Below are 12,611 nucleotides of genomic sequence, written 5' to 3'. Positions count from 1 at the left end.
GACCGCGCCGCGTGGCACGCAGCCGCCGATCGCAGAAAAATCGATGATGTCATTCAAAGGTCTCGCTTGGCGTCGGCGAGAGCAGTCTGACAATGTCCATTCTACGGGAAATGCACCTTCAGCTCCTCGTAGGCTCCCTCGAATGGCGAGAAATCTTCATTGATTTCGCTCGAACCCGGTCGAATGATTGCGCTCTTCAGATCCTCGTCGAACTCTTCGATCTCATATCCGTCGAAGCGCTCCTCCCTGATCGCCTGGATGACGAGCGGCCGAAGTGCAGATAGATCGAGACGTGCCGCGAGCGTCGCCCAGCCGAGCCAGACGATGGGGTGATCGTCGAGTTGCCCGTAGGCGTCGATCAAGAAATTGGCGATGGCTTCACGACCGATCCGTTCATGGTATGCGAGCATCGCAAGCGTGTTTGTGAGGATATTGTGGCGCGCGATTCTGTGGGCCTTTGGATCGCGCACCGCTGCGAACAGAGGTTCGGGATCCCCGTCGAACACGGACACGATGACGCGGTGGCCGACTTCGTCGAAGACGGATTCGAATCCCGGATGATCTGTGAATTCCGGACAACGGATCAAGCGGGCGAGCGGTCGATAGGCGCCGTGATCTCCCCATTCACCGAGAGCGAAAAAAATGAGCAGCAAGGGAGTGGGGTTCTCGACGCGCTCCTTCGAAGATGCGGAAAGGAATTTCTCGATTTCGTTCAGGAATAAAGGAAGCATCTCGTCGCGTCGGCGCGAAGCTTCTTTGAGCGCGCGTTTGGGTGGCCGTCCATCGTAGAAATGGCGACGGGTCAGCGCTCGCAAAATTTGTTCGGCGGTCAAGGCGGGAGACTTCATGAATCTACATGCTCCTTATCGACGTGATCGAGCCGCGCCGGACTTGATCCGACTTCGGAAGCGCAGGCGGTAATCGCGACCCAATATGAGGCCACGCTCTCACTTCGACATTCCGTTTCATGTCAGACTCGTTTTTTTGCATCGGAGAGATCCCTCGCGTCGCAGAAGGAATCGACGCGCATCGACTTTGACGCGGCTCTGCGCGAATGTTGCAGAAAGATGGCGAACCAACGCCAATGCGGCACTTTTCGGTGCGTCGAATTGACTCATTCGCCACCCATTTGCAATTTCAGCGCGCACAGTCGGCAGCCGTCGGAAAGGCGTGAGTCCTGCAAGGACGTTGCGGCGGAAGCGTTCGAGTGGTGACGACTCTCGAAGCCGAAACAGCGGGGTATTGCGTAGGGGCAATGTTCCTGTATTCTCGAAACCGACCAGTGACGAAGGCGGCGCGCGCGGTTGCCGGCCCCTCCCTTTGCGTGTGCGTCAATTCCGATCAACGAAGACAAATGTGACATCACGATTTTGCGCGTCGGAAAGACATTCTTTATCGAGCAGGGGGCGACTTTTATCTAACAGGGTGCGGCGAAATGGCGAAGCACGAACAAATTGACGACGTTGCCATCGACGACGCCGATCACGTGACGCTCGAAGCGAAATGTGATCACCTCATTCAGTTGGTGTTCTCTCGCTATGGTAGCACGACAGCGATAGTGGCCCGCGTTGCCCCAGACGACGAGATCGATCGGCGTTTCGTCGAGCTCGCTAACATTCCATCTCGAACTCGCGACGATCTCCTGGCAAAGAAGGCATTGGCGACCGCATATACGGAATTTTTCGTCGGTAGGCCGAATGTTTTGGCCGTGCTGCTGAAATCGATCTGTGACGATTTCGAAGCGATCACATAATCCGCGCTTTTGGTTCGCGCAGAGCTTTCACAGGCTGGTGGTCGAAAGGAGACCACCATGAATCCGCATTCGCTTACGATCGCCGCGATATTCGCCTCCACGATGGCCCTGGCCGAGCCAGGGATCTCGCGGGCAGGAACACAGAATGACACGGGTGCGCCAGGAGGGACGGCAGCGTCCGATGTGCCGAAGAGCGTCTCGGGCGTGCCTCTCGGCGCCGCAGCGATTTCTCCGCTTTCTCCCGAACTCGTCGAGCAGACGCCGGCGCTTAGACACCTCGCGAGGAGCGGAGCGCAGCTGTTCGAAGCTGGGGCCGCGCATGGCCTGCGCGCGGTTGTCGCGCGGCAGGGCGAAGAGTTCATGATCTTACAGCTGACGCCAGACGGCGAAGCGATCATCTCGGGCGCACAGACCGATTTGTCGGCGGATCTGTTGCTGACGATCGCTGGACGAAGCGAGCCGCGCGTCACGGAACTCGGCTCGAGCCACGGGATGCGTGGGCTATTCGTGCGCAATGGACGACAGTTCCAGGTGTTCTACGTCACGCCGGACGGCGAGCGAGTCATCCCGGGCGTCATGTGGGACGCGAGCGGAAAAAATGTCACGCGCGAACAAGTCGCTCCGCTGCCTGGGGTGGCGCCGACCGTGACGATCGGAGGAGAAAAGGAGGCTGGACGAGCGAGCATCCCTGTCCAGGGAAAAGCTGTCTCGGCATTGGAGGCCGCGCGCAGCGCGGCTTTCGGTACGATTGGCTCGGAATCGGCGCCGAGGATCTACGTCTTTATCGATCCCTTATGCGGGCATTCCGTCCGCGCCTTACAGCAATTGCAGCCTGTCGTCGCCGCGGGGAGGGTGCTCGTCGCGATCGTCCCGGTGTCGGTTCTGGACTACGAAGATGAAGGCCGCAGCACCAAAGGCGCCTTGGCGCTTTTGAGCAAGCCCACCGATCAAATAGCAACGGCATGGTCGCGTGGAGACTTGAACGGGCCGCCGTCGAAGGAGGCAGAAGACCTGCTTCGACGAAACATGGCGATCGTCGAAGCGATCGGGCTGCGCGGGACGCCGACGGTGATCTGGCGCAAGCAGGATGGCTCGGAGGGCCGAATCGACGGGCTACCAGAGGATTGGAATGCCGTGATCGGATCGATAGGGAGCGAGAACCATGCGGCGCGATAGATGGAAGCTCAGACGATCCGAGACTCCAAAACGTGTCTCGTTGCTGAACAGAGCGTGGACCGGGGTCAAGTGGATCGGCTCCGTGCCAGGACGCACATTTCCGAAGCACGAAGTCGTCGACGGCGGTCGCATGCTGTCGGGATTGATCGCCGCGGTTCGTCGTAGATCGCGACGCGATACGCGGTTTAGAGTCCACGAAGATCGCCACTTCGATCTCGAGGCGACGGCGTTTCTGCACGGAATAAAGGTCTCGCAGGTCGAGGGGCTCTTGCAGAGTCGTCGCCGGCAAACCGCGCTCTCTGCATATATCTTTTTCGGCTCGGGGTGGGTGCTGTTCATCTACTGGCTGTTCGAGATCGCGATCACTCCATGGGCTTCCTGGAGCATTGCGCCGGTTCTGGAATTCTCGCCATTCTGCTTGTTTCTCTTTCTGACGGCGTTCCGAAGCGCGCTGCAAAATTATCAGCTCAGAACGCGGCGACTGGCGACGGCGTGGGAATATCTCACCACGTCCGCGCAATTCTGGCCGAGCTGAATCGCGCTCGCATTCTCGGCTCGACGCCGCCGAGGATCATCGGCGGCGTCGATAACCACGCCCTGGCAAAGCTCCGCGATCTGCAATTTGTGATAGATCTCCAGCATGGCGAAAAGTGGCTCGGGCGATGCGCAGGAGGGAACTGCGCGTCGCCCGACGCATTCTGCCAGCAAGCCGGGTGATGTCGGCTCGCCCGAGCGACGCGGCCGATCTCGGCCGACCATCGCGCGCGCGGCCTCCGATCAAAACGTGCCGGGAGGAGCGTTGTGGGAGCCCCCCGCCGCCCCGGTCGCCCAAGGCGCCGATTCGTAGTTGGGCCGCGTAGCCTGGGTGGAGGGTTCGAGCGGCTTGACCACCGTACCGTTTCTATCGATCACCGGCGGCCGCCATGTAGCGTTGGCTTCGCCATAGGCCGCGTAGGGGTCGTAGAAAGGATGCCGAACGACGGGGGCGGGAGGCGCATCGTAGTCTGCTGGGGCGTGGACATTTCCCGAGGAACACGCTGCGAGAAGGATGGAGGGGCAAAACATGGAGAGGAAGAGAAATCGCATGATGGTCTCCTTTAGAGAGGCCATCGTGCGACGAGGCTGCGCGAATTTGGTACTCTATCTGCAGCACATCAGCCCTCGAGCGCTCGTCTTAAAGAAACGATATGCGGGCCAAGAGCATCGGGACTGCAAAGAATCTCGCCCTTAACCCACGCATCGTTCATCTGGTAGACGATGGACTTCAGCTCGGCATATTCCGGGCGTCCCGCCTTGCCTTTCTCTGCCGCTTTGAGCAGAGCCCAAAGGCAACATTCCATCCCTCTTCTGAAATCCTGTGTCCTCAACAGTTTCCTGGAATTCTCATCGCCGTGGTGATCAGAGTTGGCGAGAGACTGCCGCAGGGATTCGACTTCCGCGGCGAGCTGAGCGCTGCGCTGCCGCTCATTTTCGAGGACGGCCATCCAGGCGTTGAAGTCATTGATATGGATCGAACGCCAGCCAGCGCGATACTCGGCTTCCTGCTGGGCGTCGACCCCACGCAGCGCAGTTTGTTCGCCTCGATGATAGCCGCTATTTTTCCCGCGCCGAAAGCCATCGGTCTCGCCGCTCGAATAGCCATCACAGTGCCCGACCTCATACCAGAGAAGGCCGCTTCCAGAGCCGGGCTCGTCATCGTCGCTCATCTCAGGCCTCCTTGTTATGATCTCCGACGTCCGTTTGTGCGCTCAAGGTCGAGTCGACGTTTCCGCCTTTCGCCGAGCTATCAGCGGGACCGGTGATACCCTTACGCGGAGAGGATAACGCTCGGGTCGACGACGATCCTACACCGCTCTCGCCGTTTTGTCCCGCCGGCTCGGTCAGCTGATTTCTCGCGTAGCCATCAATCGTTCGCAGGGTTCCTCGCGTTCCCGTCCATGCGGCCGCCTTGCCGAATTCGTCCATGTCGACACGGTTCGCCGGCGAGAAGCCGAGCATCTTGGGCACATGATGCGGGATGAGCGAGATCAGTCCGAAGGCTTTGATCGCCACGACTATATGAAGCAAAACGAAAATCGCGAGGAGCACCACGAGGCCGATCAGATTGGTGACGAACCAGCCCTTTTCGAGAACGAAATGCACGGCGACTCCAAAACTTATACGAATGAGCCATGAGACCGACGAGAACACGAAATACCCGGCGAAAAGCCCGAGAAGCATGAGGACCGGCCGGAAGAGCACGTTGAAGAGCAGCTCATAGACCTGAATGGCGCGACCGTGCAGGCCCTCGCCTTCGAACGTCATATGCGCGACCATCATGAGTGGCACCGCGATAACCGCCTCGAGCACGAGGATCAGATAGCCAGTAACGCCAGCAATCCACATCACCCAGGGAATAAGCGGAAGCACGTAGGCGATCATGATGCCCGGGACGAGAAGTGCCAGAAGACCGAAGAACAAGGGCGTCAAGAGCGCCTTGAAGACGTCGGAGACCGTCGCGAGTCCGGTGGCGGCTAGGGCGCCTGCGAGATTGCCGGTGAGGAGAGAGAAGGCGGCCGCTCCCGTCTGGACGGTCCCGGATGACGCCGCGATCGCGAGCCCGTAGGCGGTGAGCGCAGCGGTCATGAGATATTGACCGAGCGTGATGAGCGAGCCGAAGGGATCGGACCACTGGTTCGACGTCGGAGAGATGCTGTTCGCGATAAAGTTCAACAGCGGCTCGTTGAGATTGATCGCACGAAGCACCCGTTCGATCCACGAGCCGCCTTCACGAGCGGCGGCGTTGCCGAATGTGTCGGCGTTGCCGGTCGGAGGGTTTGCGCCATCGGCGGTGTTCACATAGGTGCGCAACTGCGCGAGGAAGTTGTCGCTAGCTTGGATGAGCGGCGCGAGATCGGTCTTGAGCGCATTGCTCCAGCCGCTGTAGCTCGGACCGTTGACGATGGGCAGATCGTTGAGCAGGGACAGTGTGCGGCCGTTCAGCTGAGCGAAGGTCAGATAATAGGACCCGGCCGAGGCCCATCCGAGCGTCGACAGATCAGTCGTCGTGTTGTTGATGAGACCAAGCTTTCCGGCGCGCGCGTCCTGGGGCTTGATGGCGTTCTGTAGCTGCTTCTGAATGTCGCTGGCCGCGGAGGTGAGCTGCTGCGTGTAATCGCGGGTCGCATTTTGATAGGCGGCGAGCAGCGGACTGAGCGCCGAGGTCTGCTTGGTTTGCCAATAGCTCTTCGCGACACTTTCGGCGACGGGACGAATATCCGATGTGATGACGCTCTGGAGAATTTCCTTCTGCTTGTCGGTCATGTCCGTATTGACGCCGGCGATGGGCTGCTGTGCGCCGGAGGGCTGGTTGACTGTGATCGTGCCGCAGGTCGGCGAGCCGGTCTGATTGCCGGGCGACAATGAATAGGCCCAGGTCGTGGAGCCGGAGACGAGCGTCGGGGTGGGGGCTGGCGCGATCTGCGGATTGGCGGTCGCCTCATTGACGAAGGCTCTGCAGAGCTCATTCTCCATGACACCGAGAACAATGTTCTTCGTGCCGGGGATGATCGGCGTGGCGATGACCATCGCATCCGGCCCCATGGCCTTGATCGCGAATTTGAAGAGCGACTGCGCCATGCCGATGCCCCACATGGACGTTTGGACCACCGCGGCCTGGCCGATCGAGAAGCCGGACGTTATCGGGAACATCATGATGGCGGCGAAGCCGATCCTCACGACGAACATCGACGTCATCGAGTTGGTGAGGAGATTGCTGGTCTCGGCGGTGCGATAGATATTCCAGAGGGTCAGGTAGCACACGTAGAACATGCCGAGAGCCATGGCGAATCCGGTGAACCGTCCGAGCAGCTCGCCGATGACGGTGGCCGCGGTGCCGGTGCATGTCGCAGATTGCGCGCCGCTGCTGCAGCCGCTTCCGTTGATGGGGAAGACTGCCTTGATCATTTCCGCCGCCCAATCCTGGCCGGGATCGAGCGCGGACCAGCTGACGTCGTAGTTCGGCGTCGACGGCGCGGCGGATTGAGCGAACGCCGGCGCGGCGCAAGCCAGGGCAATGAGGGCGATCGTTAGAGCCTGAAAGGTTCGGCGCGGCATGATGTCCTCGCGTGTGTCGATTGGGAAAGCGTGTCGGATGAAGCGAACGGCTGTCAGGGTCCCGGGCTCGGGGACGGCCGGGATTCTGGATCGCGGTGGAACACGGCTTTGACTTTTTCGAGGACTTTTTCGACGATCTCGCGGGCCTTTTCGCTGAGATGCTCCAGCATGCTTCCGTCGCCTTCCTTCTTGGGGATAGACGAGGCGGCATCGCCTACGGCGGTGTCGAGCTGTTTGAAATGCTCGTTCCAATTCGAATTGGAGGGGTGAGAGGCGAGAGCCGAAACGATTGCTCCTCGATCCTTGCCATATTGGATGAGCGCAGCGGCGGCTCGATCGTAAGCCGCGCCGAACGCGCTATTCGCATCAAGGGCCACGTTGAGTTCTTCGCGCAAGCCTTCGAACGCGCCGCCAGGCTTCATGCCATCGATCACCGCATTCATGCCGCCCTTATTGCTGGCGGCAGCGTCCTGGATACGGCTGAGGATCGAGGCGCCCGGGGCGTCTCGAAGTGCGCTCATAGCGTCGAGGGCGGCGCGACCTGACGCATCGGCGGCGTGAAGCAGCGACTCGTCACGTTTGGATTGCATGCGCGTCCTCTCGAACAACTGCAGGCGCCGTTGAACGTCGTCACCGTTCGCCTGTTGCTCGCGGGCCGGCTGCTCGCGCGGCTGTTGCGCGCTTTGCTGCGAGACTTCGTGGGACGATGGCGTCGCGGCCTCCAGAATTCGGCCGATCGCGCTGGCCGAGCTGCCGACCGCCCCGACCGCCTTTCCGAGTACACCGCCGAGGACGATCTTTTGCTGAACGAATTCGACTTCATGGGTCCTGGTCGGATCCGACTCGCTTTTTTCCCGCGGCCTCGGAGCAGCGGGGTGGGTCGCCGGAGAGGCCGGTCGAGCGGCCGAGGCGGCGAGCTTACGGTCGTCATTGGCCGGCGTCGCAGCCGTCGCCGCGCTCCCAGCATCCAGCACAGGAGTTTGGGGAGATGGAGCTTTGGGAGGCTTTGCCTGTGTATTCGGCGCGTCCTGGGCGGGCTCGGAAGCGGTCGAAGAGCGCACCGCCGTTGGCGACGAAGGGTCGAAGGCGGCGATCTCGATTTTGCCTCTGTCCGCGGGCGGCGACGCTGCGTCCGGCGCTTCGTCGGCCAGCTTGTTCCGCGAGGCTTCGAACGGCTCTGATGGCATAGCGGCAGTCGGCGTATTGCGCGGAGATCCATCGGCGACCACGGGAGCCGTCGACGCCGACTTGCGCTCCGACGGCTTCGCGGCCTCGATCGGAGCGCGATCGGAATTCCCTGTCGGGGATCCGGCCGTCGGCTCATTGAAGGCATCGATCTCCGCCCGCCTCGCCGCAATGACCCGGGCTTCGACCGTCGTTTCATCGCCGGTTGGTTGAGATCCGTCGGACTGGACAGCGCCGACAGAAGACTGCGCGGTCGGACGTTCGGAGGCGCTCGGCGGGCTGGCGGAGGGCTGCGCGACGATCTCTCGACGCGGGGCGTTCAGCACATCGAAAGACAGCGCGAATATTTCGCCTTGGACGGCCTTCGTCGTCTGGTTTTGTTTGGCGGCGATCTCCGCCGCTTTCTCGCGAAGCCTCGCGACGAGCTCGGGATCGTCGATCGTCGGCGTCGTCTGAAGAAGACGTCGCATCTGTTCGTTCTTGAGCCCGGGGCTGGTTGTCGCCAATTGCGTGAGCTCGTCGCGCAGATCCTTGTCGACCCGGATCGGACCGACGACTTTTTCGGCGTCCTGCAGCGCATAGGCGAGATCGCTCTTGAATTTCAGATCCCGGAGCCGCTCGTTCGGCTTGTCCAGGAACGCCTCGGCGATGCGGTCGATCCGAGCGGTCAGTTGCGGGTCGCGCGCTTCGATCTGTGGCCGCCGCTCCTCGAGCCGGTCGACCAGATCGACCGTCGACAAATGGTCGCGAGCCCGCGTCAGCTCTTCGAGTATGGCCTTGCGCTCGCGTTGGCTCATGGCGCCGTTCAACTCCGCGCGCAGCTCTTCGACATGTTGCGCGTTGGGCACATCGGCGCGCCGGTCGTCAGAAGCAGGGGTCGGATCGGGCCTGCGCGGGGGATTCTCGGGTTCGGTCGGCATGGGATGCTAGCCTCGTGAAACGGAGAAAAGGAAAACAGTTCGGGACGGTGGAGAGCGTTGGTCGGTCAGTTTGAGAGGTTCGGCGTCGGCAGCTCGACGGCGGGCTTGATGGTCTGAAGGTCGCGTTCGGCGACCGCGGCCAGCGTCGTGGCGTTGACGCTCGCGTTCTTCATCGCCATCCGGTAGTTCTCCAAGAGCAGATAATTGGTGACGGCGAGCTCATTGGCGATTTCGCGTTCGACCGCGGCGGGCGTCATGCTCTGCAGCTGCGCCGCCCAATTGACGTCGCTGTAGCGGCGATGCACGTCGAGTTGCAGGGCTTGCAGCCAGGAGCCGGTGTCGACGGAGGTCAGGCCTTCGTTCTGCATCTGCTGCTTCTGCGCGGCGTTGAGAGGTATCGACGGCGATTGAGCGGCGAGGACCTCGTTGAGCACGCTGCGCGCCAGCGAAATGCGCGACTCGTATTGACGGCGCCGGACCGACGCCTCCTTGGCGAGGAGCGACGTCATTTGCCCGCCCCGCTGCGCCGTCGGCACGATGGGCTGGATCAGATTGGTGACATAATCATTGGCGGAATTGACGCCGTCCTGGCCGTCATAGGTCCCGGTTCCGAACAGCGACGAGGCGCGTTGGTCGGCATTTTCTCGTTGCGACGTGCTACAGAGGCCCGCGGCCGCTTCGTCCGCGGAACAGTACCGAGAATAGTGCAGCATATTGATAGCTTCGACAGCTTGCGCGGCTCCGTAGTAGGAGGGCGTTCCCTTCGCCGCTTCGCCGCGTTGGTCGGCGACGGTCTGAATCGCGGCGGCGACTTTCCAGGATTGTCCCGCTCCGACGGTGATCGTTTGGCCATTGTCGAGATGGGCGCAATGCAATGGGCTGACGACGTGCTCGTCACGAATCACGGCGTTTCGCTTGTCGCGTTCGAACCTCGCCATCGCCATGTTCGACGCGTCGGCGATCTGTCGCTGAGCCGAGACTTGCGCCTTCGAGTAATTCGCGTTTTGGGTAAATCCCTGACGGAGCAGCGTGGTGACGTCGCCATAGGTGTTCGAGCCGAGCAGGTTCGCGAGCGGGCCACTCAGACCGAGCTGGCTCGTGATCGTGTTCAGGAAATTGTTGGCTTGGTCCTGAAGCTTTTGCAGCGCCTGCTGAACAGCGATCGACGTCGCATCGAAGACAGCCAATTGCGCATTTGCGGGCGCCGCGCCGAAAGCGATAGCGCCGAAGACGACGCCGGTGGTCGCGGAAAGAAGATGAGACGTCTCGTTCATCGGATTTGCTCCTCACCAAAGACCGATCGAGTTGGGAAGCGTGTATCCGGTCGGCGCCCGACCGGAGCCATTGACGTAGAGACTGCCGCTTCCGCCGGCGCCGCCGATTCCGATGTAGCCGGTGGGCGGACCTGCGCCACCGAAGCTCAGCTTGGGGCAGGAGAGTCCGCCTCCGAGACTTCCGCCGAAATTGAACGCGCCGAGATTGAACCCGCTGAGCGTGATGCCGCACTGCGCGCCGCCGAGCGCCTTCTTCCAGGCGTTGGTCACGGCGTTGCAGAGCTGGCCTTCGATGGCGTTGAATAAGTTCGACGGGTCCAGGAGATTGACGACGACATTGAGGCCGACGCCGTTCAGAATGTTGTCGAGACAGGTCAGCGATTTGACGGTTTGGGGCGGTGCAATGTCCTTGTCGTCCGCGGCGATACGGGCAGCGGCCGCGCTGGCGGCCTGTTGATAGAGCGTGCCGCACGCGCCAGCGGAGCCGGACGGCGGCGCGGTTTGCGCCAGTACGGCCGTGGAAAGGGCGATCGAAATTGTTGCCGAGATAATCGTTCGTCTCATCGATGAAGTTCCCTTCGATCGGATTTGCCGCGATGGCGCTCCATCGCGCAGAAGGCGAGAAAACGCAGCCGAATTTCGGCGGTCATGCGATTGACGAGCGCCCGCTTACTCGCGACTCGGACCGCTCTGCGGATCGCGTCGGAAGCGTCTCCCGCCTCGGGCGTGAAGAGCGCCACGATGATCCCGTGCCGATTGGGCTTGTCGGGCTCCGTCAGCCAATCGAGCATGCGCAAGAGACGTTCGCTCCCGAGCTGCGCGAGGACCGACTGGAACAGGGTTCGAGCCGGATCGGTCCGAATGCGTCGCGCGAGGCCTTGCGTGTCGAACTCCGCGGCGTCATCGAGGGCGACGCCGAGCGCGACGACGGCCGATTCGACCGTCGGTTCCAACTCCGCGCGTCGAGCCGCCTCGGGCAGCTCGCTCAGGAGATCGAGCTGGCTCGGATCGAGCCAGCTCTCAGTTTGCGAGGTGACGAGATCCGGCATTCGGCCTCCTTTTCCGCGCGAGACAGGATCGAAGCGTTGTGCGCGAATGCCGAAATGATTTATCGGGGAGTGACGGAAACTCTGCGTTCGCGAACGACCACGCGAAGGCCGAGCGGACGGACCGAGTCTCGGAGCACGCTCGGCCATGCTCGACCGCCACGCCAATCGACGCGGGCGTCGCGATCGCTCTCGCGAGCGAAAGTAACTTTGATTGGCGACGGGACGATTTGTCGCACTGCGAAGGAAAGAGGTATGCTCCTACCAAAACCTCGCGCCAGCGGAAGCTTTGGCGGCGAATGGCTTTTTTCGCTTTTCTTCGAGGAGAGAGACGCTGGATGCGTCGGCGTCCCCATGCTCGTCGACGCGTCAGGGGACGTCCCCGGCGGTGAAACCGCAACTTGCTCGGATGGAAGCAAGGCGAAATCGGCTTTTGCCGAGGGATGCTGACATATTAAAAACGGGGCCGCGAAGAGCGGCGGGATCGCAGAAGCTCGCATGGGAATGTCTCCGTCGAAGCGCGAAGCGTGCGAGCGGTCTGCGCGAATGACCAATGTGAATCGACGATGTGGGCGTTGGTCCGCGGCGATCGTGCGTTCGAAGTAGAACAGCCATCTTACAGGTCACGGGGTTGTCGACCGGCTGGGTTAGTTACCGAATATGAGGCACGTCGAAGAAGTCACCGTGGAGAGGCGAGGCGCTGGGCGATGGTCAAGAAGAAAAAAAACGAAGAAGAACAACAGCCAGTCGACAAAGATCCGGAGGAGAGCCGAGACGAGTTCCTGGTGGCCGTCGGAGAGCGAATTCGCGCCTTGAGAAGCTCGCACGGCTGGACGCAACGTACGCTGGGCGATCGGTGCGGCATGGCGGCGACGGCCATCTACCTGATCGAAAAAGGCGCCCAGAACAGTTCTCTCACGACACTAAAAAAGGTGACGTCGGCGTTGGGAGTGTCGATGGCGACGGTGCTGCCGGAGGCGGAGCGGGGAGTCGAGATGTCGTTCCGATTGTCGGAAAATTTGAGGAACAGGTCGGAAGAGCTGTTGGAGACGCTTCGCTCTCGCCGCAAGAGCGTGGACGGCTCGTTCGAGGAGATCGAGAAAAAGGTGCTCGTCTACCTCGAGCTGATGAAGGATCTGGAGACCCAAAAGTAGCGTTAAAC

The 12,611-nt window shown here is 61.4% G+C and carries 12 protein-coding genes; 5 read left to right on the top strand and 7 right to left on the bottom strand.

Features of this window, described 5'->3' with window-relative positions:
- Positions 1 to 101: 101 nt before the first annotated feature.
- Positions 102 to 848, bottom strand: a complete 747-nt coding sequence (locus K3F48_RS04330; RefSeq protein WP_222574192.1) for a DUF1186 domain-containing protein — start codon at positions 846 to 848, stop codon at positions 102 to 104.
- Between the two features lie 587 nt (positions 849 to 1,435).
- Between K3F48_RS04330 and K3F48_RS04325 the strand changes: the two genes are divergently transcribed.
- From K3F48_RS04325 to K3F48_RS04315, 3 genes are all read left to right on the top strand, one after another.
- Entirely contained in the window at positions 1,436 to 1,753 is a 318-nt protein-coding gene (locus tag K3F48_RS04325) for a hypothetical protein (protein ID WP_222574191.1), read from the top strand.
- Between the two features lie 57 nt (positions 1,754 to 1,810).
- A complete protein-coding gene (locus tag K3F48_RS04320; protein WP_222574190.1) occupies positions 1,811 to 2,929 on the top strand; it encodes a hypothetical protein in 1,119 nt (372 codons plus the stop codon).
- 130 nt (positions 2,930 to 3,059) lie between these two features.
- Positions 3,060 to 3,464, top strand: a complete 405-nt coding sequence (locus K3F48_RS04315) for a hypothetical protein (RefSeq protein ID WP_222574189.1) — start codon at positions 3,060 to 3,062, stop codon at positions 3,462 to 3,464.
- Positions 3,465 to 4,083: 619 nt separating this feature from the next.
- On the opposite strand, the gene K3F48_RS04310 is transcribed toward K3F48_RS04315, so the two are convergent.
- From K3F48_RS04310 to K3F48_RS04300, 3 genes are read right to left on the bottom strand one after another with little or no spacing between them, the layout of a single operon-like run.
- Positions 4,084 to 4,635: a hypothetical protein gene (locus K3F48_RS04310; RefSeq protein WP_222574188.1), complete on the bottom strand. Its 552-nt coding sequence runs from the start codon at positions 4,633 to 4,635 to the stop codon at positions 4,084 to 4,086.
- A 1-nt stretch (position 4,636) separates the two neighbouring features.
- The gene (locus K3F48_RS04305) at positions 4,637 to 7,024 is read right to left on the bottom strand and encodes a DotA/TraY family protein (RefSeq protein WP_222574187.1); all 2,388 of its coding nucleotides are present in this window, start codon (positions 7,022 to 7,024) and stop codon (positions 4,637 to 4,639) included.
- A 53-nt stretch (positions 7,025 to 7,077) separates the two neighbouring features.
- Positions 7,078 to 8,715 (bottom strand): hypothetical protein, encoded by a 1,638-nt coding sequence (locus K3F48_RS04300; protein WP_222574186.1) that lies wholly within the window; start codon positions 8,713 to 8,715, stop codon positions 7,078 to 7,080.
- On the opposite strand from K3F48_RS04300, the gene K3F48_RS04295 reads away from it, so the two are divergent.
- A complete protein-coding gene (locus K3F48_RS04295) occupies positions 8,716 to 9,147 on the top strand; it encodes a hypothetical protein (RefSeq protein WP_222574185.1) in 432 nt (143 codons plus the stop codon). It begins immediately after the preceding gene.
- Positions 9,148 to 9,194: 47 nt separating this feature from the next.
- On the opposite strand, the gene K3F48_RS04290 is transcribed toward K3F48_RS04295, so the two are convergent.
- From K3F48_RS04290 to K3F48_RS04280, 3 genes are read right to left on the bottom strand one after another with little or no spacing between them, the layout of a single operon-like run.
- A complete protein-coding gene (locus tag K3F48_RS04290; RefSeq protein WP_222574184.1) occupies positions 9,195 to 10,403 on the bottom strand; it encodes a hypothetical protein in 1,209 nt (402 codons plus the stop codon).
- 12 nt (positions 10,404 to 10,415) lie between these two features.
- Positions 10,416 to 10,967, bottom strand: a complete 552-nt coding sequence (locus tag K3F48_RS04285; protein ID WP_222574183.1) for a hypothetical protein — start codon at positions 10,965 to 10,967, stop codon at positions 10,416 to 10,418.
- A complete protein-coding gene (locus K3F48_RS04280; protein ID WP_222574182.1) occupies positions 10,964 to 11,452 on the bottom strand; it encodes a hypothetical protein in 489 nt (162 codons plus the stop codon). The genes K3F48_RS04285 and K3F48_RS04280 overlap by 4 nt, the downstream gene beginning before the upstream one ends.
- Before the next feature lie 704 nt (positions 11,453 to 12,156).
- Here K3F48_RS04280 and K3F48_RS04275 point away from each other — a divergent pair.
- Positions 12,157 to 12,603 (top strand): helix-turn-helix domain-containing protein, encoded by a 447-nt coding sequence (locus K3F48_RS04275; RefSeq protein ID WP_222574181.1) that lies wholly within the window; start codon positions 12,157 to 12,159, stop codon positions 12,601 to 12,603.
- Positions 12,604 to 12,611: the final 8 nt, after the last annotated feature.

The organism is Methylosinus sp. Sm6, assembly GCF_019802345.1.
In the GTDB taxonomy this organism is placed as follows: Bacteria; Pseudomonadota; Alphaproteobacteria; order Rhizobiales; family Beijerinckiaceae; genus Methylosinus.
This window is presented reverse-complemented; position numbering and strand designations above follow the sequence as displayed.